Raw genomic sequence first — 20,840 nt, forward strand, 5'->3', positions numbered from 1 at the left:
TAAAGTTAGTAAAGTTAGACGACGGCGACCGCTGGACCGGGGGTTCGGATGCAACACGATCAGCTCATCGACCTCACCCGTCGTGCCCTGAAACTGGCGCGGGACAAGACAACCGATCTCGCGCCCGCCCAGTACCTGATGGACGCCCGCGAGTACACCTCGACCGAGCGGCACGAGCGTGACCGCGCCATGGTAATGGCCAGCCCGCAACTGGTCGGCTACGTTTCGGAGTTGCCGCGGGCGGGTTCGTACTGCACCAAGACGGTGATGGGCCGGTCCATCCTGCTGACCAGAACCGCCGACGGTTCGGTGAAGGCCTTCGACAACGTCTGCCTGCACCGGCAGGCGCAGGTGGTCGAGGGATGCGGGGTGGCCAAGCGGTTCTCCTGCCCCTACCACGCCTGGACATACGACAACACCGGCCGCCTGGTCACCGTCCCGGGCCGCGAAGGCTTTCCCGATGTGACGCCGAAATCGGATGGGTTGACCGAGCTGCCCGCCACCGAATTCGCCGGATTCCTCTGGGTGGCAATGGATCCCGGGTCGGACCTGGATGTGGCCGCACACCTGGGACCACTGGCCGACGAACTCGACTCGTGGGGCATCGGTCGCTGGTCACCGCTGGGCGAGAAGGTGCTCGACTCCGCTATCAACTGGAAGCTGGCCATTGACACGTTCGCCGAGAACTACCACTTCGCCACCGTGCACCAGCAGACGTTTGCGACGATCGCGCGCAGCAACTGCACCGTGTTCGACGCCTACGGGCCGCATCACCGATTGATCTTCCCGCTCAACACGATCCTGGACCTCGACGACACGTCCGAGGACAAGTGGGTCCCGTTGAACAACCTGGTCGTCATCTACGCGTTGTTCCCGAACATCGTGATCTCGGTGACGATCGCCAATGGTGAGTTGTTCCGCGTCTACCCCGGCGACCGGCCGGGCCGATCGATCACCGTTCACCAGAACTCGACTCCGCTGGACATGTCGGAGGAGTCCGTGGCCGCAGGCGCACAGGCCGTTTTCGAATACGCCCACGCCACCGTGCGCGACGAGGACTACCGGTTGGTTGAGGGCCTGCAGGCGAACCTGGAATCCGGTGCTCGGCAACGACTTACGTTCGGCCGCAACGAACCTGGGTTACAGCATCGTCATATCGCCTGGGAACGGGCGCTGGACGAGGCCTGCTCAGACACCTGACAACGCCGCGCTGAGATCATCGAGAACGGTTGCCGCGGTGCCCTGTTGGTTGTCACGCAACTTCGCCACCAACGCCAGCGCCTCGTCGCGACGGCCCGCCGCGACCAGCGACGTTAACTCATCCACCGCGGTCTGCGCGGCGGGGTCATCAGCGACCGCGGCGGCCAGCACGTCGATCAACTCCCAGTCCCGGTACATCGCCAGCGAACGCTCGTTGAACGCGAAGCCGGTTACAGGCTCGCCGCCTAAGGTTCCGCGGTAGCGGTACGGCCCTTCCATGTATTCGATCGGTAGCCCGTGCGCGGGGGCGGCCACCAGCGGTTCGCCGACGATATCCATTTCCAGTGCCGCACAGGCGATCCGGTGGCGATCGGGCATGTATCGGGCCTTGCTCGGCGGCCGGATGAGGGTCCGGATGGCGTCGGGCCAGCGGACGTAGCTGCTGATCGTGACGTCGAAGTCCTCGGCGCACTGCGCCGGCCGCCCGTCGGGATAGCTCGTAGTGATGCCGGTAAACGGTTGCAGCGCATTGCCTTCGGTACGCAGGAACTGACGCCATATGCTCATGTCCACGCCGTTGTCGAAGTTGATGGTGCGCCATTCGTGCGACCGGGTGCGCGGGGGCTCACCGGTTCCGCCGCCGGCGTACTTCGGAAACCACTGCCGGTCCACATGCCCGGCGCTACCGCTGACTTGCTCGGTAGTCGCACCCCAGCGCAGGGTCCCGGTCATGGCCATGCCGGTCTGGAAGTAGGAGTAGGTGTCGTCCTGGCCGAAGCAGGCGATCTTGCCGTTGTAGGTCGAGGCACCCAGAGGGGTCGGCGCCCGGGTGGGGGTGACGGTCAGGTCCAGTCGCATGGCCTGACCGGCCTGGTCGGTGCCCACCAGGCTGATGTCATAGGCGTAAGGCTGCAGTGCGCCGTCGGCGTCGCGCACCGTCGTCCAGCGCGCGGTACCCGCACCGGTGTCATAAGACACGTCGAGATATCCGATCGCGCTGGACAATTTGGGCTTCGCGTCCGGTTCCGTACTGGCCGGGGGCATGTCGTAATCGGTATAGGTGCCGTACTCACCGGTGTCGAGGTCGAACAACGCCAGGGTGTAGAAGTCGGCGACGATGCTGCCGCCGGGCCGGTTCCGGTTGAAGATGGTCAGGAACGCGAAAGAGCGGTCGGGCGCGTCGAGTTCACCGGCGATGAACCAGGTGTCGGACTCCTGGTCTGGGTGCTGACCCTCCGCCTCGGGAAAGTCGAGTTGACTGTCACCGGGCACCAATGCAAACGGGTAGCTTCGCCAATCGCTGCTCACGTCACGCCTCGCCTTGAGGGAAAACCCGGGAAACCCCGCTTTTTTGGCTATGTTAGCATCAATAGCGAAATAGCCCTTCGCCTGCCCTGAGGTGGTTGCCCAGATGTCGGCAAGCCTTCGTTCCTACGACGAACTCTTCATCGGCGGCAGGTGGCGCAAACCGTCGAATGCTGAGCGTCTGTCGGTCATTTCTCCGCACACCGAGGAGCCGATCGCCCACGTACCCGCCGGAACTCCGGATGATGTCGACGCCGCCGTCACCGCCGCCCGTCGCGCTTTTGACGAAGGCCCGTGGCCGCGGCTGCGACCGCAGGAGCGGATGGACAAGGTCGGAGAACTGGCGGCGATTTACGGCCGGCACATAGAGGAGATGGCCGACCTGATCACCGCGCAGATGGGGTCACCACGCAGTTTCAGCCGGCTCGGTCAAGCGGCCGGGGCTGCCTCAATGATCCATCTGGCAATTGCGGCCGCGCGCGATTTTCCCTGGATGGAGCGCCGTCAGGGCGTGCTGGGCGAGGCGCACCTGCGTCGCGCGCCCGTCGGTGTGGTCGGGGCGATCGTGCCGTGGAACGTACCCCAATGCCTGATCATGCCCAAGTTGATTCCCGCGCTGATCGCCGGGTGCAGCGTGATCATCAAGCCGGCGCCCGAAACCCCTTTGGACGCTTTGTGGTTGGCCGAGATGATCGAACACCTCGAGCTGCCCGAAGGCGTCGTGTCGGTCGTGACCGGCGGCCCGGATGTCGGCGAGGCCCTGGTCCGGCATCCCGGCGTGGACAAAGTCGCGTTCACCGGCTCCAGTGCAACCGGGCGTCGCATCGCGGCCCTGTGCGGCGAACAGCTGAAACGGGTGAGCCTGGAACTCGGTGGCAAGTCCGCGGCCATCGTCCTGGATGACGCCGACATCGGCAAGACCGTGGCCGGACTGAAAACCGCCGGCCTGATGAACAATGGCCAGGCCTGCGTCGCGCAGACCCGCATCCTGGTCAGCCGAGACCGTCACGACGAACTGGTCGACGCACTGGCTGACATGATGTCGAGCCTCACCGTCGGTGATCCCACCGACGAGAAGACCGACATCGGACCCCTTGTCGCGCAACGGCAGCAGCGCCGGGTGCAGGATTACATCCGGTCCGGGCAACAGCAAGGTGCCCGACTGGTGACCGGCGGCGCGGACGCTCCGGCGCCGCGTGGCTGGTACGTGCGCCCGACGCTGTTCACCGACGCCACCAACGACATGCGGATCGCCCGCGAGGAGATCTTCGGCCCCGTTCTGACGGTGCTGACATACACCGATGAGGACGAGGCGGTACGAATCGCCAACGACAGCGACTACGGTCTGGCCGGCTCGGTGTGGACCGCCGACACCGCACACGGCCTCGACATCGCGGCGCGGGTGCGCACAGGCACCTACGGCATCAACATGTACATGCTCGACATCAGCACCCCGTTCGGCGGCTTCAAGCACTCCGGGATCGGCCGCGAGTTCGGGCCCGAGGGCCTGGACGAGTACGTGGAGCTGCAGTCGGTCGCCTGCAACGGAAAGTTGCCGCCGCTCAACGGGGTTGGGGAAGCTGCACAGTGATCTCGACCGGGCAGCACAACGTGTCGTGCTGGTTGCGCACCTCGATCTGCAGGTCGACGAGGTAGCGCGGCGGATCCACGGTGGTGTCGCAGCGTTTGGCCACCGCACGCCCGCGACCCACCATCGTGTCGCCGGCGTAGATGGAGCCCAGCAGTCGCATTGACCGTCGCACCACCCGACTGCTGGGGCCGGCCCAGTCGGTGGCGATCCGGTCGGCGAATCCCGCCAGGTGCATGGTATTGACGAAAATCGTTGGATTGCCCTGGCTTTGCGCGTAGGCCGGGTCGAAGTGGCCAGGGAAGTAGTCCCAGGTGGCACCGGCGTTCTCGATCACCCGCTGGTAGGTGATGTCGTCGAGGGTCTCGGGCAGCTCCGTGGGAATGCTGATCGCATTCCAGTCCAGTGCGCTCATGGGGCCGGCTCAGGCGTGAATCGAAACAGCGTGTTGCGCGAAGTGGCGACGACCGCGCCGTCTTGGCGGCGATAGGTCTCCAGCGTCTCTACGAAGTGCCCCACCCCGAGCCGGGTCCGCTTCTCCGGCGAAACCGACACCAACTCTTCCACCGCAGTGAGCCGATCCCCTTCCAGGATGGGGTGCAGTAACTCAACGTCGTTGGCGGCGTTGATGAATGTGGTGCCCGGCAACGGAACACGCAGGGCCAGGGAGGCGGATGGCCGGTCGCGTCCTTGTTTCTGGAAGGGTAGCCAGGGCGGCGGAATCAGCCAGCCCATCAACAACGCCGGTGGCGCCGGCATGCCACCCCACTGCTCGCGGGCGAATTCGGCATCCCAGTACGAGCGGTTGCCGTCCCGAACCATCGCGGCGAACAACTGAATGCGCGCCCCACTGATCGGCGTTGCCGCCGTGCGGGGTTCGCCCGCCGTGCCAACCATCCGCAACGCGTCTTCGTAGGTGCCGAACGTCAGCTGGTAACTCAGCTCCACGGAAGGATTCACATGACCACTCACATCACAAGGTGGCGACTCGGCACCGAATCCCACACGAGCTCGCGCGAGGTGAAGTACCAACCACCCCGCTCGTAGGTCAGCTGATCCCGGTAGGCGCCGGTGGCCTGCAGCGTGGTGTCGTTGTGCACGGTGGCGAAAAGTATTGCCACACAGTGTTGGGTCGCGTGCACGCCGTCGATGTGGATCTCATGATCAACCGAGACCAGGCGCTGTCCGTCGCCGCCGTCGAAGGCCGACCACAGGTCGGTGAACGACTCGCCTCCGCGAGAATAACGGGCGCCGGAATGGCGGAAGGTGGCGACCCACGCCTCGCGGTTGCCCTCCGAGTAAGCCCGGTTGTGCCGCGCGGTCAGGTCCAGGATGCCCGCGCGTCCCGTCGCGGCCTGCAGCATCTGCTGCTCCTGATAGGTCATTGTCATCATTACTCCAACCTGTCTTTCACCGACTCAGTACGTATCCGTGGCGTTCACGATCCCATGCCCCCGCCGACAAACCGCGGGCACGCAACAGGTCTTTGCGTATGCGCCCGATAACGTTTTTCGGAAGTTCATCAACGATGTCGACGTATCGGGGCACGCAGAAATAGGGCATCCGGGCGGAACAGTAGTCCAGCAACTCTGCGAAATCGACTGCAGTGCCTGGTGTTAACGTCACGACCAACAAGATGTCGTCTTCACCGAGATCACTCGGGACGGCGACCGCGGCGGCTTCGGCCACGGCCGCGTGGCTCGTCACCACCGCCTCCACTTCCACCGACGACACGTTCTCGCCGCGCCGGCGCAGTGAGTCCTTGACCCGGTCTACGTACGTCAGGTTTCCGTGGCTGTCCAGCGAGCCGAGGTCACCGGTGCGGAACCAGTCCGGGTGAGGATCAACCTGCAGGCGGGGGTCATCGGGGTCATTGTCCCCGCGCACGTAACCCTGACTCATCACATGGGCGTACCTGGGCCGGCAAGTGATCTCACCGACGGATCCGACGGGCAGCTGCGCGCCGGCGGTGCCCACGATGCGCGTCTCGAAATTCGGGTTGACCCGGCCGGAGGTGCCCGGGATCCCGTCGTAGGAGACGCCGGTGACCGCGACGGGAAAGGCCTCCGTCATGCCGTACATGGTGACAACGGCGCAGTCGTAACGCTTTTCGATTTCCCGGTAGGAGGCCGCGTCAATGGGCGCCGCCGAGATGAAGCGCAACGGTAATTGTGCGTCGCGCGGGTCGCTCGGCAGATTCTGCAGCATCGACACCATCGCCCCGGCGCCTACGAAGCCGACTGCACCATGTGTCCGCACCTCGTCCCAAACCTCGTGGGGGTGAAACGCGCCGGCGAGCACCGTTGTTCCGCCGACCAGCATCGGCGCCAGCACACTGGGCGCCGCACTGAGGTGGAACAGCGGCATCGCGGTCCACAGCACCTCCCCGGCCACGAACTCCCAGGCCGCGACCGCCGTAGCCGCAACGGTGAACAGGTACTGCCACGATGTCGCGACAGCCTTCGACGGGCCGGTGGTGCCCGAGGTGTAGAACAGCGCCACCGTTTCGGGGGTGCCAGTTGCCGGCACTGAAATGTCTTGACGCAGCGCTTCGACTATCGAATCATCGCCTACCACAATTGTTTTGGCATCGGCGACTTCCTCGATGCGATGTTGGCGCTCCACATCGGTGATCACCAGCTTGGCCCGGGACAACTGCAGAGCGTGCAGCAGGAATTCGCCCTTGTTGGCCGCGTTCACCGCGGCGCTCACCGCACCGATCCGGGCCGCCCCCAGCCAGAAATAGATCCATTCCGGGCAGGTGGCGGTGAACAACGCAACACAGTCGCCCGGGCCGATGCCCTTTTCCAGCAACAGGTTCGCCGCTGCGCAGGAACGTTGCCGTAGTTGTTCGAAGGTGATGTCGGTGCCGGCCACCGACAGCATTAACCGGTCGGGATACTGCTCGGCGCGGCGATCGAGCACCGCCGACACGGTGAAGCTGTCGATACCGAAGTCAGCGGGCCGCGGGGGTCCCATCAGGCTCCGGCAGCCGCCGGGTCCGGCTCGCCGTCGGCGGTGTAGCCGAAGTCGTTGGGCGACGGTTGTTTACCCGGGTAGAAGCGGTGCGCCCAGCGCCGCAGTGCGGCGTAATCGTGTGCCTCTTCCGGTGCCAGGTTGGGCTTCTCCAGGTACTTCATGTTCTCCCAGGTGAAGAAGTCCTGCTTGATCACTTCCTGTTGCAGGGCAAGGAATTTGGCCGCACGACCGGTCGGCGCGTCACCGCTGTCCCCCGACTCGCGGATGGAGGCCTGGGTGTAGAAGTAGTCGGTGTAGTCCTCGTCGACGGGGGTCTGCCCGGTCACCTGACAGGTGGCGACCAGGTCGCTCGGGAAGCGGACGACACCCAGCCCCAACGAGTAGTTGTCGTAGATGATCTTGGCGTCCACCGGACCGTTCGGGGTCAACCAGGTCTTGGCCCGGCCGCCGCCGAAGTGGGCATTGACCGTGGCGTGCAGGTGGTAGCCGGACACCTCGAAGGAGGCGGTGTTGGCGGGATTGGCCGCTTTGTGCACGTACTGCACGTGATACGGGTCGGCCGCGTTCTCGATGATCATCTGCGCATGTACCTTGACCCGGTTGACCATCCGGGTGTGCGGGTGTAGCGGGTAGTACTCGTCGGTTTCCAGTTCGGGCAGCACTGGCGGTTGCCAGTACGGGGCGCGGCCGTGCCGTTCGTGCCAGACCAGGATGAAGCCGTACCACTCGGTGGCCGGGTAAGTGCGGATGCGGACGTTGTTCTTGCAGCCGATCTTGCTGTACGGGATCAGCGCGTTGGTGCCGTCGCCGCGCCATTGCCAGCCGTGCCACGGGCAGACGATGTGTTCGCCCTCCACCGTGCCGCCGACGCCCATGTTGGCACCCAGGTGCTGGCAGTAGGCATCCAGCACGTGCACCCTGCCGGACTTGGTGCGGAACAGCACCAACTCCTCGCCGAAGTAGTGCACCCGCTTGACCTCGCCGGCAGCGAGGTCAGAGGCGAAGCCGACGATGAACCAACCGGTCGGGAAACGGTAGGTGGACAGCGCGATCCCGGAGGGTCCGAACTCCTGTTCCGAAGGGTCTTCGGTTTCGGACGCTGCCAGGTCTGAAGCCAGGTCTGAAGATATTTCCGTCACCAGTTCTCCGTTTCCCACGCGGCGGCGCGGCGATGAGGCCGCCCACACTTCACCGCGGTTCGGCGCGTAGCTCTATTTTTACTATTTTAGACATTGAACGTCAACGCGGGTGTGTCGCGGCCGTCGCGGAGACCAACTCCGCCGGTCTACCCGCGACGTGTGGGCGGTTTCGGCACGGGGTAGTCCCTGCCGCGTTCACCCACGACGAAATCCTTTGAGCCAAGGGCGTTTCAGTCGGCAGCGGCCGCGGACTTGTCGGTGCCCCTTCGTAGAATCGGGGGCATGTCATCGAGCACGTGCGAGGAGATCGCCGAGGTTCTCGGCGGGCTCGAGGCATGCGCGGAACGCTTGTGCGAGTTGACGTTCGAGGCACCCGACACCGCGGGACTGTTGGGGATCATCGACGCCATATCCCGGGTGGTGCGCACGTTGCGCGTACCCGGGCATGCGGTCATCAACCAACTGGACACCCGGGCCACCAACGCGGAGTTGGGCGGCTCCCTGGGCCAGGCATTGGCCGACCGGCTGCGGATCACCAAAACCGACGCCCACCGGCTGATCGCCGAGGCCGCCGACCTGGGCCCGCGCCGCGCCCTGACCGGCCAACCCCTGTCCCCGGTGCTGCCCGCCACCGCCGCCGCCCAACGCCGCGGACACCTCAGCGACGCCAACCTCGCGGTCATCCGCAAATTCTTCGCCAAGCTGCCCGACACCGTCGATGCCACCACCCGCGCCTACGCCGAAGACAAACTCGCCCTGGCCGCCACCGGATTCCGCCCCGACGAACTCAGCGAATACGCCCAGGTACTCAAAGACTGCCTCAAACCCGACGGCGACTTCTCACCCGACGAACCCGAACCCACCCGCACCCGCGGCATCACCCTGGGCCGCCAACAACCCGACGGCATGTCCCAGATCCGCGGACTGATCACCCCCGAACTCCGCGCCACCCTCGAACCCGTGATCGCCAAACTCGCCGCCCCCGGCATGTGCAACCCCGACGACCCCACCCCCGTCATCGACGGACGCGCCCCCGCCGAAGCCGTCGACCGCGACACCCGCACCGCCGCCCAACGCACCCACGACGCCCTGCAAACCGCGCTGCGCACCCTGCTGAAATCCGGGAAACTCGGCCAACACCACGGCCTGCCCACCACCATCATCATCACCACCACCCTGGCCGAACTCGAAGCCGGCGCCGGACGCGCCCTGACCGCCGGCGGCACCCTGCTACCCATGTCCGACGTCATCCGGCTGGCCTCCCCAGCCCACCACTACTTAACGATCTTCCACAAAGACAAAACCCTGGCCCTCTACCACGGCAAACGCCTAGCCAACCCCGAACAACGCCTGGCCCTCCTCGGCAAAGACCGCGGCTGCACCCGCCCCGGCTGCACCGTGCCCGGCTACTGGACCCAGGCCCACCACCTCGAAGGCTGGATGAACACCCGCCGCACCCACATCGACGAACTCGGCCTGGCCTGCCCACCCGACAACCGACTCGTCGAGCTCCACAAATACACCACCCGCCGCAACATCGACGGCATCGTCGAATGGCGCCCACCCAAACACTTGGACGTCGGACGACCCCGCACCAACTGCATGCACCACCCCGAACGACCACTCACACCCGAGGCGGACGAACCCTAGGTTGACGGCCAAGCACCGCCGTCAGTCGACGATGCGCAGTGCCGCCCTCGGACACTGTTCGACCGCGGCCCGCACGTCGACCTCGCGATCCGGTGGCACCGGACCATCAGCGATCTGGACCACGTCCTCATCTCCCAGCTCGAAGATGTCCGCGGCGATGGATTCACAAAAACCATTGGCCTCGCACATATCTGCGTCGACGATCACGCGCATCGGATGCCCCTTCCTCCTCAGAGCCCGACCGGCCGGTTCCCGATCACCTTGCCGGCGGCAAGATGCGCGAGTTCGCCCTCGGTCAGCCCACACTGGTCGCGCAGTACGTCTTCATTGTGCTCGCCGAGCGTCGGCGGCGGACGCAACAGCCATTGTTGTTGGCCGGTCAGCAGAGCAAACGGTGGAGTCGGATACAGGCCCGGCCCCGTTCGCGGGTGCTCCAGCGACTCGAAAAAGCCCCGCGCGCGCAGCTGAGGATTCTCGGTGACCAACGACGGCGAACCCACCGGCGCGACCGGAACACCGGCCGCAGCTAGCAACTCCACCGTCGCATCGAGCGGTTGTGCGGCGAACCAGTCCTGCAGCACATGGTCGATCTCGTCTGCCCGCTCACGGCGCCCGGCATCGGTGGTCAACCCCTCATCGCTCAACGCGCCGATCACATTCACCAGGGACGCCCACTGCCGGTCATCGCCCACGCTGACCGCGATCCAGTCGTCGTCCCCCGCGCACCGGTAAATGTTTTGCAGCGCGCCGCCCTGTCCGCGATTTCCCCTCCGGCTCAGCGTTTTACCGAATACCTCGGCTTCGATCGGCTGTACCGCCGTGGTGTTCAGCACGGTCTCCAGCATCGGCAACTCGACCTGCTGGCCGGTGCCGGTCCGCTCGGCGAAATGCAGCGCGGCCAGTACCGCGAACGCGGCGTGCACCCCGGCCAGGGGGTCGCAGGCGCCGCGCGGCGTCACCGGAGGGGTTTCGGGCAACCCGGTCACCCAGGTGAGCCCGCCGAGCTGCTCCATGGTGGGGGCGAATCCCACCCGCTCGCGCCATGGTCCGGCCAGCCCGAAGGCCGGCATCCGGGTGACGACCAAGCGCGGGTTGATCTTCAGCAGCACATCGGCGGTGAGACCGAAATGGTCCATCACACGAGGCGAGAAGTTTTCGATCACCACATCGGCGCCGGCCACCAAGGTGCGGAACAGACCCCGGCCTTCGTCGCTTCCCAAATCCAGTGTGACGGAACGCTTGTTGGTGTTCATCGCGTGGAAGACCCAGCCGTACTCCCACCAGTCGTCCACGTCGGTGCGCATGCCTCCGGAATAGCGGATGCCGTCGGGGCGCTGGATGGACTCCACCTTCACGACGTCGGCACCGAACGCCGCGAGCAGGTGGGTGGCGGCCGGCCCGGCCCAGAAAGCGGTCAGGTCGACGATGCGGACACCCTGCAGCGGCAGCTCGGCTCCCGCGGTCGAGGTCGCGTATTCGCGCGGCTGCCAGGGCGATTCGTCGTTACCGGCACCGAGAGCGGGCGTCTCGCGCACTGGGGCGGGCCCGCATTCCGCCATCAGCCACGGCGCGCGAGGCTGGTGGAACCCCGCGGGATTCTCGATGAACACGCCGCGTTCGGTCATGTACTCCATGTCGCGGATGGTGGCGCCGTTGCCCAGAGCCGCGATGGGCAGCCGGAAGAGCTGGCCCAGCTCGACGATCTCGGCGACCGTGCGCTCGGCCATCCACGGACCGATCGATTCGTAGATGAAGTCGCGGTACTCCCAGCGGCCGATCTGGAATCGGAGTTGCGGAATCTCCTCGAATTGCGGGCATTCGACCATCGCCGCAAAGTCCAGCCACTGCTGACCGGTAACCATGGTGATGCCGACGTAGCCGTCCTTGGCCGGGACAATCGACGGCACTTCGAGGGTGCGGCGGACCGGTGGAACCCGCAGCAGCTGGGAATGCAGCCATTCGCTGCTCTGCATCGCGGTAATCGCCTCGAGCATCGACAAGTCCAGATGCTCGCCCGGACCGCCGCGCTGCACGCGGCGCAGCATTGCCAGGGCGCCGAACGCCGCGTACACGCCACCCATGTACTCCCCGAGATCGCCGCCGATCGAGATCGGCGGACCCGCCGGGTCGCCGCGGAAACCGGTGCAGCCCGACCACGCCTGCAGCGTGAACTCGGTGGCGGCGCGGTCGGCGAACGGACCGGACCAGCCGAAATCGGAAATGGTGACGACGATGGCACGGGGCGCATCGGCGAGCAGTCGCTGCGGATCGATGCCCAGGTCCGCGGCGCGCGAGGGAGATAAGGCCAGGATGACGACGTCGGCCCCGGCCAGGTCGGCTTTCATTCGCTGTGATTCCGGCGACACACTCAGGCTGCTCTTGCCGGCATTGAGATAGCAGAACAACGGCGACGCCTGACCCGCCGGCACCGGCGAGCACGTCGCCGAAAACCCGCGCAACGGATCCCCTTGCGGCGGTTCTACTTTGCGGACCTGAGCGCCCGCGTCCACCAAGAGCTTGCCGCAGTAGCTGCCGGCCAGTCGGTCACTGATCTCGACGACCCGCAGCTCTTCGAGGGGCGTCGGCCGGTTATCGGCCTCGTGACTCACGCGGCTATTTATACCATTACTGCTAAAATAGCTAAGCCAACCGAGTTCGCGGGTCAGTCACCGTGCGCTCTCTCCTGCTGCAGGTTGCGAGGAACCGGATGACCGCCTTGGGTATTGGACCCGACGCCCGTCGCCGGCTATCGGCGCCCAGGATTGCCGAAATCGTAGCCGACGAGTTGCGCCGCCAGATCATCGACGGTGAACTGGCGGACGGAGATCTGCTGCCGCGCCAGGAAGTGCTTGTCGAGCAGTTCAAGGTCAGCCTGGTCTCGCTGCGCGAAGCCCTGCGAATCCTGGAGACCGAGGGGTTGGTCTCGGTACGTCGGGGCAACCGCGGCGGTGCCGTCGTACACGCCCCCGCCAAGACCAGCGCCGCCTACATGCTGGGTCTGGTCTTGCAGAGCGAGTCCGTCGCCGTCAGCGACCTCGGCGCCGCGTTGCAGGAGCTGGAACCTGCGTGCGCCGCGCTGGCCGCCCAACGACCGGACCGCGCGGACACTTTGGTGCCCGAACTCAAACGGGTCAACGACGCTATGGCCGAGAACCTGGAAGACGGGCGGTTATTCACCGAGATCGGCCGCGAATTCCACAATCTCATCGTCCGCGGCTGCGGCAACCACACCATCATTGCCGTCGTCGGCAGCCTGGAAACGTTGTGGAGCAGCCACGAACAACAGTGGGCCGACGAGAGCTCGGCGCGCGGAACCTATCCGTCGCTGGCCAAGCGGCGCGCGGCGCTCAACACTCACATCAAGCTCACCGAGACGATCGCCGAGGGCGACGTCGACCGGGCCCGGCGCATCGCCGGCCGCCACCTGGCCGACACGCAGACCTACGTGCTCTCCGGCCGACCGGAACAACGGATCTACGCACTGTCCCCGCAGGCGCTGTCGCGTCCGCGGGACGTCCGGCGCCCTTGACGACCCCGCGGACCGCGCTGGTCACCGGCGGCAGCGGTGGCATCGGAAAAGCGTGTGCTGCCAAGCTGAGTCAACTCGGGTACGACGTCGTGGTGGTGGCGCGCCGGCCGGGACCACTGCGTGCCGCGGCCGAGGAGATCGGTGCCCGCGCGGTCGTCGCCGATGCGTCCGACCCGGACGGATTCGCGGCTGCGATAGACACCCTCGAGCACATCGATCTCGTTGTGCACGCCTCCGGCGCACTGGGTGGAACCTATGCGCGCAAACAGACATTCGAGCAGTGGCGCACCATCATCTCGGCCAACCTGGATTCCTGCTTCGTGGTGACCTCCGCGGTACTGCCCCGGATGCGCCCGGGCTCACGCCTGATCTTCATCTCATCATCGGCGTCCCACGAACCCATGATGGCCCGGACCGCATACTCGGCGTCCAAGGCCGGCATGAACGCGTTCGCCCGTGCCTTGGCGATGGAAGTCGACCGGGACGGCATCGCTGTGCACCTGGTGACTCCGGGCCCGGTGGAAACCGAGATGCTGCAAGATGTTCCGTTCGAGATGTATGCGATTCAAGTGTCCGACATCGCCAACGCGGTCGCATGGCTGGACACCGTCGAACCCTCGGTCGACCTGCCGGAGATCAGGCTCAGCGCGGTGCAGCGCGGACCGTTCGCCCGTCCGCCGGTGGTGCCTACCGAAGTGCACCGCCGCCGTTCGGAAAGTTCCTGATCACCGATTCACCGAATTCCCGGAGCGTCTGCGGTGCCGCGAAGTCGGCGAACCAGACGTAGCAGCGTTCCACACCCTGCGCGGCCAGTCCCGCGAAATGGGCGATCAGCTCGTCGGCGTCGCCGCACACCAGACCCGGTCCGAGGTGACCGAATCGCCGGACGCTGACCTCCCGCACGGCATCGGGATCGGTCCCGGCCCGTGCGAAGCCGACCATCTGCTGAATTGAGATCCGGGCCGATCCGGTGGAACCGGCCAGTCGGGGCAGCCGATCGAGGTGATTGGCCTGCAGGTTCCACCAATCCGCATACTCGGCAACGAGTTTCATCATCCGGCGACCGCTGCCACCGAGGACCAGCGGGATCGGATGCGCCGGCCCCGGATTCTGGCCGCCGGCCCAGTATTCGGTGATCGACTCGAGATGGCGTCCGAGTTGCTCGACCCGGGCCACCGGATCCTGCTGGCCGACTTCGAATTTGGTGAACTCCGCGGGCCAGGAGCCGGATCCCAGGCCGAGGTCGAAGCGCCCGTCAGAAGCCGCCGACAGGGTGACAGCCTGCTTGGCCAACACCGCCGGCTGGCGGAACGCATCGCAGAGCACCAGGTGACCGATACGTAGGCGCTGCGTCTTGGCGGCGACCCAGCCGGCAATGCTCATTGCCTCCCAGATGTTTTCATCCGGCTGCCCGGGGGCCTCGAGATGATCGATGAAGGCGATGCCGTCGAACCCGGCCGCCTCGGCACACTGCGCCCGGTCCACGATGTCGGCGACCGGCAAGCGCACCTGCGGCAGGAACAGATACCACTCGACCATCGACCCCAACCCTTATCCCGTCGGCCGCGATTGCGTGCCGGTCGCTAGTTTACTATTTTTATTATGTTAGGGGTCTTATGGATGTTGGTCTGACTTCGGAGCAGCTGGCGCTGCGCGACACCGTGCGTGGCATCCTGCGCGCCGAGTGTCCACCCGATGCCGCCCGCCAGGCCTGCGCGGATCCGGACCGCTGGCGCACCCTGTGGAAGACGTTCGTCGACCTGGGCTGGACCGAACTGGCCGCATACGACGCCGGGGGCGAGTTCGGGCCGGTCGAGCTGGCGGTGGTGCTCGAGGAATGCGGCGCCGCCATCGCACCGGTTCCCTTGCTGAGCAGCGTGGGCCTGGCTGCCGGGGTGTTACGTGCAGCCGGCCCGGAGACCAATGAGGCGCTTGCCGAGATCACCTCGGGCGTCGTCGCCACCCTGGCGGCGCACTCCCCCGGCACGCGGCTGCCAGGGCCGACCATGACGCTGCGCGACGGCCGGTTGCGTGGACGGGCAATAGCCGTCCCCCATGCGGGGCGCGCGGAACTGATCGTGACCCTGGCCGATGCCGCTGAGCGGGGCCTGGTGGCCGCGGTCGCGCGCGCCGGCGACGGGGTGACCGTCGTGGCCGCCGAGTCGACCGATCCCGCTCAGCCCGTCGCCGAGGTCGAGATTGACGCGGCCCCCCTGGCCGTCGCGCCGGTGGAATCTGTCGACTCCGCGCTGGCGGCGCCGCTGGTGGCGCTCGCCGCAGACTTGGTCGGCGTGGCAAGTGCCGCCCTGCAACGCTCCGTCGAGCACGCCAAGACACGGCGTCAGTTCGGCAGCCCTATCGGCGCTTTCCAGGGTGTCAAACACGCCCTGGCCGACAACTACGTCAGCGTCGAGCGCGCCCGCAGCCTGACCTACGCGGCCGCGGCGGCGTTGGACCAACGGGGCGCGTGGACCGCCGCGGCCCTGGCCAAAGCCGCTGCCGCCGATGCCGCGAGCTCCTGTGCGCGCACCATGGTCCAGGTGCATGGCGCGCTCGGTCAGACCTGGGAACACGACGCCCACCTCTACGTCCGACACGCCTGGCAGGGCGCGGCCCAATTGGGCGACAGTCGCGCGCTGTACCACGAGGTGGGCCGCCGGTTTGCGGAGGGCGCGAAATGACCTCCGTTATCGACGAATTCGGCATCTGGCTGCGCGACTTTTTGCCCGACGACTACTACGACCGCTACCGCGATTACCGCTGGGACATCCCGTTGCGGCGTGACTATCAACGAGCCGCGTTCGAGGCCGGCTGGCTGCAACCCACCTGGCCCCGCGAGCACGGCGGCCGGTCGCTGGGTCTGCGCGATGCGATGGAGATCCGCATCGAAGCCGCGGTGCGGTCGGCACCCAAGCTGCCCAACATCCAGGGCCCCGGCGTCGCGGCGCCCGGGATTCGGCAATTCGGCACGTCCGAACAGATCGAGCGCCTGCTGGTGCCGCTGCTGCGCGGCGACGAATGGTGGGCGCTGGGCATGTCCGAGCCCGAGGCCGGATCCGACTTCGCCGGCCTGCGCACCCGCGCCGAGCGCGACGGCCCCGTGTTCCGGGTCAACGGTCACAAGATCTGGACCACCCAGGCCCACGAGTCGCGCTGGTGCACCTTGTATGCGCGCACCGATCCGGAGGCGCCCAAACACCGCGGTATCTCCTGCCTGATCCTCGACCTGCAGTCACCCGGGGTGCGGATCGAGCCGGTCCGGATGGCGTCGATCTCCGATGAGACGTTCTGCGAGGTCTTCCTCGACGACGTCGAGGTGCCGGTGCAGAACCTGCTCGGTCCGCTGCACGGCGGCTGGCAGGTCGCCATGTCGTCGTTGCACCATGAACGCCAAATGATCTGGATCATGAACTGGGTCGAAATCCAGCGCGGCCTGGACTCGGTCCGCAGGAACGCATCGGAGGACATCTACGCCGAACTGGGTGCCCTGCTCGCCGACGCGGAAGCGCTGCGGGCCACCGGATACCGCGCCCTGGACAACGAGCTCGCCGGCCGGCCCAGCCCGGAAGCCGACACCATGAAGTTGCTCGGATCGGTGACCTTGCAGCGAGTTTGGGAGCTCAGCGCGGCGGCGGCAGGACCAGCTTCGGCCGCGGATCCCGACCTGCTGTTCGAGCGGCAGGACGCCCTGGCCGCGACCATTTACGGCGGGACCTCCGAGGTTCAGCGCAACATCATCGCCGAGCGGCTGCTCGGGCTGCCGAAGGGATGACGAGGATGGATGACCAGGATGGATGACCAGGATGGACTATGACCTCGGCGACGACGCCGGTGAACTGCGAAATCGGTTGCGGCAGTTGATTGCCGAACACATCCCGGCCGACTTCCTGGGTGCGTGCACCGACGATCCCGACGATCTGGCCACCACCGAATCCTTCTGCAAGCTACTCGCCTCCGAGGGGTTGCTGGCGCTGGCGTGGCCGAAAGAGCATGGCGGCGGCGGTGGTTCGATCTGGCAGCAGACGGTGCTGCGCGAAGAGATGTGGGCGAACTACGAGCCCCGCGGACCGCAGTACATGGGCATCAACTGGGTCGGTCCGGCGATCATGCGCTACGGGACCGCCGAGCAGAAGGCCAAGCATCTGTCCGGGATTGCGTCCGGCGAGGTGATCTGGTGCCAGGGCTTCTCCGAACCCGAAGCCGGAACCGACCTCGCGTCGCTGCGCACCCGCGCCGTCCCCGATGGTGACGGGTGGCGGATCACCGGCCAGAAGGTTTGGACCTCGTATGCCCGGATGGCGTCCTGGTGTGTGCTGGCCGCGTGCACCCACCCGGATGCACCGAAATCCAAGCGGCTGAGCCTGTTTCTGATTCCGATGGACCGGCCCGGCTTCACTGTCCGCGGCATCCCGTCCATGCTGGGGCCTCATCACCTCAACGAGGTGTTCCTCGACGATCTGCCCGCGTATCCCGGTGACATGCTCGGCGAGCCGGGTGACGGCTGGCGGGTGATGCGCGAGGCGTTGGCATTCGAGCGCGTCGGTATCGCCCGCTACGCCCGCTGCGAGTCGCTGCTGCACCGGATGCAGGCCGAACTCGGCGCAGATTGGGACCGGTTGCCCGAATCGATTCGGGTTCGGTGGGTTCGGGCGCTCGTCGATTTGCGGGTGGCCCGGTTGATGGCTTACCGCGCCGTGTCGCTGCAGGACGACCCCGCGGCCGGCGCGGCGGCCAGCGCCGCCCGCATCGCCACCACCACGTGCGACCAACTGGTCGCCGAGTTGCTTTTCGATGTGCTGGGCCCGACGGCGCTGGACAGCGGCAGCTCCGCGGCACTATACGGCGCGGTCGACGACCACTGGCGTTACGCGCAGGCCGCCACCGTGGCCTCGGGCACCATCGAAGTGCAGCGGATGATGGTGGCACGTGACGTGTTGGGAGAACACCGGTGAATACCGAACTGCCACAAGATATCACCGACTTCGCAGCCGTTGCGATCAAGCGGCTGGCCCGGCTGGGCGGGCCGCCAGCCGCGCTGCGTGCGGAGACCGACGACGGTGTCCGGCTCGCGGCGCGCGACGCACTGACCGAGGTCGGCGCATTCGACCTCGACGTCCGGTCCGGATCCGACGACCTGCTGGCGGCCGCGGTGCTCTGCCAGGCCGCCGGAGCGACAGCCCTGCCGTATCCGCTCGTCGAAGAACTGCTGACGATCGACGGTGCCCGGCTGAGCCTGGTGAACCCGCAGGCGCCGCGCATCGACCATGGCGACCTGACCGGCGCCTGGCTCGCCGCGGACCTCGACGGCACGCGTTACCAGGTCCGGCCCGCGCCGCGGACCACCGCCAAGCTGGGACCATTCCTGGTTCCGGCCACTTTGTCGGCACCCGACGGCACGGTGCCGGCCGCCGACGTTAACCTTCATCTCGTGCTGGGATCATGGCGGATTCTGGGTGCGGTGCAGCAGGCGCTGGACATCGCCACGCAGCATGTGCAGGCGCGGGTGCAGTTCGGCAAGCCCCTCGCCGATTTCCAGGCCGTCCGGTTCACCGTCGCCGATGCCGCGGTCGCGGTGCGCGGACTGCACGAACTCGCCAAGTACACCCTGTGCCGGCCGGAAACGGTTCCCGCGCAGACCCTTTCGGCAGATGCCCTGGTGCTGCGGTTGAAGGCGGCGGAGACGGCGCGCCAGGTGTTGCGCACCGCACATCAACTGCTGGGCGCCCTGGGCTTCTGCGACGAATCCGACGTCAGCGTGCTCGACCGGCACACGCAGCCGCTGATCCGGTTGCCGCTAAGTCCGGAGGCGCTGGCCCTGCGGCTGATCCCGGACGTGCAGGACGGATCATTCGAGACGCTGTTCAACGGACGTGTCCCGGCATGAACCAGCCCGTCACCGCCCCCGTCCCCAGCCCCGCCACCAGCGAGGTGCCTGCCAACCCGTTCGAGGACGGTGTCCCGTTCGCGACCAAGCTGACCGAGCTGGCCGAGCAACAGCCTGACGACACCGCGGTCACGGTCGTGGCGCTGGACGGCAGCGTGCAGGCGCTCACCTTCGGCGAACTCGGTGCCCGCGCCAATCAGTGGGGCCGGGCGCTGGCGGCTCGCGGCGCGGAGACGGGTTCGCTGGTGGCCATCGCCATTCCGAACTCGCTGCACCTGGTGCTGGCGACGCTGGGCTGCTGGAAGGTCGGTGCCGTTCCGATTCCGATGCACTGGGACCTGCCCGAGTGGGAACGCGAGCGGGTTCGGGCGGTGATCAACCCCGCCGTCGTGGTCGATGACGTCAGCCGCTGGGAGCTGGACGCGTACGCCGCCACCGCGCCGGCGACTCCGCTGCCGACAGCGGTCTCCCCCACCGCCAACGGCATCTGTTCCAGCGGGTCCACCGGCGTGCCCAAGGTGATACTCAACCTGGCGCCGTCGCTGTGGATCCCCCAGCAGGGTGAGCCTTTCCTGGAGAACTGGACGCCGGTGCCCAAGCCGCAGCGGATCATGGTGCCCGCCCCGATGTATCACACCAACGGGTTCGCCCCGCTGCTGATGCTGTTGGGCGGCGACCACCTGGTGATCCTCGAAAAGTTCCATGCGCCAACATTTGTGGACACGATCGAGCGGTACCGCATCACGAATTTCACGGCGACGCCGACGATGTTGTCCCGCGTCGCCGCGCTGCCGGACATCGGTCGGCGCGACCTGTCCAGCATCGTGTTCATCCTGCAGGGCGCCGCGGTGATGCCACCATCGCTGCTGCACACCTGGTTCGAGCTGCTCAGCCCGGAACAGATCGTGATGGCCTACGGCATGACCGAGAACCTGGGGCTCACCGCATTGCGCGGCGACGAGTGGCTCAGTCATCCGGGCAGCGTGGGACGCGGATTCCGGGACACCGAAATACGGATTCTGGACGCCGATAAGCGGCCCCTGGGACCGGGCGAGCAAGGCGACATCTATCTGCGCGCGCCGATGAGCGCCGGCTACCGGTACCTGGGTGGGGCGCCGCCGCTGCCGTCGACGGAAGACGGGTTCCGCTCGGCCGGCGACATCGGTCACTTGGACGCGGACGGCTATCTGCACATCACCGACCGGCGCGCCGACATGATCATCAGCGGCGGCGCCAATGTCTTTCCGGCAGAAGTGGAGTCGGCGCTCATCGGACACCCCGGCATCGCCGATGTCGTCGTCATCGGGTTGTCCGATACGCGGTGGGGACGGCGGGTCCACGCGGTCATTCATGCCGCGCACCCATTGACCGAGCAGCAGGTGATCGAGTACGCCAAGAGTCGCCTTGCGCCCTACAAGGTTCCGAAGACAGTCGAATTCGTCGAGGGCATCCCCCGCACCGCAGCCACCAAGGTGAACCGCTCCGCGATGGTGGCGGCGCGGGGCGGGTAACCGAGCCTGCCACGACGAAGCGGCACGCCGAGCGTGAAATCGCCGACGCCTACCC

18 protein-coding genes and 2 pseudogenes are annotated in these 20,840 nt (G+C 66.7%); 11 read left to right on the forward strand and 9 right to left on the reverse strand.

The genetic code is table 11. The features are described from left to right. Positions 1-48 precede the first annotated feature (48 nt). The gene (locus tag C0J29_RS21625; protein ID WP_120793519.1) at positions 49-1,200 is read left to right on the forward strand and encodes an aromatic ring-hydroxylating oxygenase subunit alpha; all 1,152 of its coding nucleotides are present in this window, start codon (positions 49-51) and stop codon (positions 1,198-1,200) included. On the opposite strand, the gene C0J29_RS21630 is transcribed toward C0J29_RS21625, so the two are convergent. Further along, positions 1,189-2,508: a lipocalin-like domain-containing protein gene (locus C0J29_RS21630; protein WP_120793520.1), complete on the reverse strand. Its 1,320-nt coding sequence runs from the start codon at positions 2,506-2,508 to the stop codon at positions 1,189-1,191. The two genes, C0J29_RS21625 and C0J29_RS21630, sit on opposite strands and share 12 nt — an antisense overlap. Before the next feature lie 103 nt (positions 2,509-2,611). Between C0J29_RS21630 and C0J29_RS21635 the strand changes: the two genes are divergently transcribed. Next, positions 2,612-4,096: an aldehyde dehydrogenase gene (locus C0J29_RS21635; protein ID WP_120793521.1), complete on the forward strand. Its 1,485-nt coding sequence runs from the start codon at positions 2,612-2,614 to the stop codon at positions 4,094-4,096. On the opposite strand, the gene C0J29_RS21640 is transcribed toward C0J29_RS21635, so the two are convergent. The 5 genes from C0J29_RS21640 to C0J29_RS21660 form a co-directional block, all read right to left on the reverse strand. Then, positions 4,068-4,508, reverse strand: a complete 441-nt coding sequence (locus C0J29_RS21640) for a MaoC family dehydratase (RefSeq protein WP_065164022.1) — start codon at positions 4,506-4,508, stop codon at positions 4,068-4,070. The two genes, C0J29_RS21635 and C0J29_RS21640, sit on opposite strands and share 29 nt — an antisense overlap. Then, positions 4,505-4,990 carry an FAS1-like dehydratase domain-containing protein gene (locus C0J29_RS21645; RefSeq protein ID WP_120794886.1) on the reverse strand — a complete coding sequence of 162 codons (486 nt, stop codon included), beginning with the start codon at positions 4,988-4,990 and terminating at the stop codon, positions 4,505-4,507. Before C0J29_RS21645 ends, C0J29_RS21640 begins: the two co-directional genes overlap by 4 nt. Positions 4,991-5,061: 71 nt before the next feature. After that, a complete protein-coding gene (locus C0J29_RS21650) occupies positions 5,062-5,484 on the reverse strand; it encodes a nuclear transport factor 2 family protein (RefSeq protein ID WP_120794887.1) in 423 nt (140 codons plus the stop codon). 19 nt (positions 5,485-5,503) lie between these two features. Further along, positions 5,504-7,072 (reverse strand): AMP-binding protein, encoded by a 1,569-nt coding sequence (locus C0J29_RS21655; protein ID WP_120793522.1) that lies wholly within the window; start codon positions 7,070-7,072, stop codon positions 5,504-5,506. After that, positions 7,072-8,202 carry a Rieske 2Fe-2S domain-containing protein gene (locus C0J29_RS21660; protein WP_242460663.1) on the reverse strand — a complete coding sequence of 377 codons (1,131 nt, stop codon included), beginning with the start codon at positions 8,200-8,202 and terminating at the stop codon, positions 7,072-7,074. Before C0J29_RS21660 ends, C0J29_RS21655 begins: the two co-directional genes overlap by 1 nt. A 291-nt stretch (positions 8,203-8,493) precedes the next feature. Here C0J29_RS21660 and C0J29_RS21665 point away from each other — a divergent pair, with 291 nt between their 5' ends. Next, positions 8,494-9,861 (forward strand): HNH endonuclease signature motif containing protein, encoded by a 1,368-nt coding sequence (locus C0J29_RS21665; protein WP_120793523.1) that lies wholly within the window; start codon positions 8,494-8,496, stop codon positions 9,859-9,861. 21 nt (positions 9,862-9,882) lie between these two features. Here the strand turns inward: C0J29_RS21665 and C0J29_RS21670 are convergent, their stop codons facing one another. Both C0J29_RS21670 and C0J29_RS21675 read right to left on the reverse strand, forming a co-directional pair. Further along, positions 9,883-10,074: a ferredoxin gene (locus C0J29_RS21670; protein ID WP_065044080.1), complete on the reverse strand. Its 192-nt coding sequence runs from the start codon at positions 10,072-10,074 to the stop codon at positions 9,883-9,885. A 17-nt stretch (positions 10,075-10,091) separates the two neighbouring features. Beyond that, complete coding sequence (locus C0J29_RS21675) at positions 10,092-12,470, reverse strand: CaiB/BaiF CoA-transferase family protein (protein WP_371872429.1); 2,379 nt, start codon at positions 12,468-12,470, stop codon at positions 10,092-10,094. A gap of 98 nt (positions 12,471-12,568) precedes the next feature. Here C0J29_RS21675 and C0J29_RS21680 point away from each other — a divergent pair, with 98 nt between their 5' ends. Both C0J29_RS21680 and C0J29_RS21685 read left to right on the forward strand, forming a co-directional pair. After that, positions 12,569-13,390, forward strand: coding sequence for a FadR/GntR family transcriptional regulator (locus C0J29_RS21680; protein ID WP_055577788.1), 822 nt, complete (start codon positions 12,569-12,571; stop codon positions 13,388-13,390). Next, positions 13,387-14,115 carry an SDR family oxidoreductase gene (locus tag C0J29_RS21685; RefSeq protein ID WP_120793525.1) on the forward strand — a complete coding sequence of 243 codons (729 nt, stop codon included), beginning with the start codon at positions 13,387-13,389 and terminating at the stop codon, positions 14,113-14,115. Before C0J29_RS21680 ends, C0J29_RS21685 begins: the two co-directional genes overlap by 4 nt. Here the strand turns inward: C0J29_RS21685 and C0J29_RS21690 are convergent. Continuing rightward, entirely contained in the window at positions 14,078-14,929 is an 852-nt protein-coding gene (locus tag C0J29_RS21690) for an LLM class flavin-dependent oxidoreductase (protein WP_120793526.1), read from the reverse strand. The genes C0J29_RS21685 and C0J29_RS21690 overlap by 38 nt on opposite strands. Positions 14,930-15,006: 77 nt before the next feature. On the opposite strand from C0J29_RS21690, the gene C0J29_RS21695 reads away from it, so the two are divergent. The 6 genes and pseudogenes from C0J29_RS21695 (at position 15,007) to C0J29_RS21715 (ending at position 20,785) form a co-directional block, all read left to right on the forward strand. After that, positions 15,007-16,071, forward strand: coding sequence for an acyl-CoA dehydrogenase family protein (locus C0J29_RS21695; protein WP_120793527.1), 1,065 nt, complete (start codon positions 15,007-15,009; stop codon positions 16,069-16,071). Then, positions 16,068-16,691, forward strand: a pseudogene (locus C0J29_RS34995) (acyl-CoA dehydrogenase family protein); the annotation flags it as partial. The gene C0J29_RS21695 and the pseudogene C0J29_RS34995, both read left to right, overlap by 4 nt. A gap of 60 nt (positions 16,692-16,751) precedes the next feature. Continuing rightward, a pseudogene (locus tag C0J29_RS35000) lies at positions 16,752-17,162 on the forward strand (acyl-CoA dehydrogenase family protein); the annotation flags it as partial. A gap of 22 nt (positions 17,163-17,184) precedes the next feature. Then, positions 17,185-18,342, forward strand: coding sequence for an acyl-CoA dehydrogenase family protein (locus tag C0J29_RS21705; RefSeq protein ID WP_172834828.1), 1,158 nt, complete (start codon positions 17,185-17,187; stop codon positions 18,340-18,342). Then, positions 18,339-19,274: an acyl-CoA dehydrogenase family protein gene (locus tag C0J29_RS21710; RefSeq protein ID WP_120793529.1), complete on the forward strand. Its 936-nt coding sequence runs from the start codon at positions 18,339-18,341 to the stop codon at positions 19,272-19,274. The genes C0J29_RS21705 and C0J29_RS21710 overlap by 4 nt, the downstream gene beginning before the upstream one ends. Next, on the forward strand, positions 19,271-20,785 hold the full coding sequence (locus C0J29_RS21715; protein ID WP_120793530.1) for a class I adenylate-forming enzyme family protein: 1,515 nt from the start codon (positions 19,271-19,273) through the stop codon (positions 20,783-20,785). The genes C0J29_RS21710 and C0J29_RS21715 overlap by 4 nt, the downstream gene beginning before the upstream one ends. Positions 20,786-20,840: the final 55 nt, after the last annotated feature.

This window comes from Mycobacterium paragordonae (assembly GCF_003614435.1).
Classification (GTDB): Bacteria; Actinomycetota; Actinomycetes; order Mycobacteriales; family Mycobacteriaceae; genus Mycobacterium; species Mycobacterium paragordonae.

Bases quoted from the DNA above. Each gene is read 5' to 3' on its own strand.
- C0J29_RS21625 (WP_120793519.1), top strand. From the start codon at position 49: ATGCAACACGATCAGCTCATCGACCTCACCCGTCGTGCCCTGAAACTG.
- C0J29_RS21635 (WP_120793521.1), top strand. From the start codon at position 2,612: ATGTCGGCAAGCCTTCGTTCCTACGACGAACTCTTCATCGGCGGCAGG.
- C0J29_RS21640 (WP_065164022.1), bottom strand. From the start codon at position 4,508: ATGAGCGCACTGGACTGGAATGCGATCAGCATTCCCACGGAGCTGCCC.
- C0J29_RS21645 (WP_120794886.1), bottom strand. From the start codon at position 4,990: ATGGTTGGCACGGCGGGCGAACCCCGCACGGCGGCAACGCCGATCAGT.
- C0J29_RS21650 (WP_120794887.1), bottom strand. From the start codon at position 5,484: ATGACAATGACCTATCAGGAGCAGCAGATGCTGCAGGCCGCGACGGGA.
- C0J29_RS21655 (WP_120793522.1), bottom strand. From the start codon at position 7,072: ATGGGACCCCCGCGGCCCGCTGACTTCGGTATCGACAGCTTCACCGTG.
- C0J29_RS21665 (WP_120793523.1), top strand. From the start codon at position 8,494: ATGTCATCGAGCACGTGCGAGGAGATCGCCGAGGTTCTCGGCGGGCTC.
- C0J29_RS21670 (WP_065044080.1), bottom strand. From the start codon at position 10,074: ATGCGCGTGATCGTCGACGCAGATATGTGCGAGGCCAATGGTTTTTGT.
- C0J29_RS21680 (WP_055577788.1), top strand. From the start codon at position 12,569: ATGACCGCCTTGGGTATTGGACCCGACGCCCGTCGCCGGCTATCGGCG.
- C0J29_RS21690 (WP_120793526.1), bottom strand. From the start codon at position 14,929: ATGGTCGAGTGGTATCTGTTCCTGCCGCAGGTGCGCTTGCCGGTCGCC.
- C0J29_RS21695 (WP_120793527.1), top strand. From the start codon at position 15,007: ATGGATGTTGGTCTGACTTCGGAGCAGCTGGCGCTGCGCGACACCGTG.
- C0J29_RS21705 (WP_172834828.1), top strand. From the start codon at position 17,185: ATGACCAGGATGGACTATGACCTCGGCGACGACGCCGGTGAACTGCGA.
- C0J29_RS21715 (WP_120793530.1), top strand. From the start codon at position 19,271: ATGAACCAGCCCGTCACCGCCCCCGTCCCCAGCCCCGCCACCAGCGAG.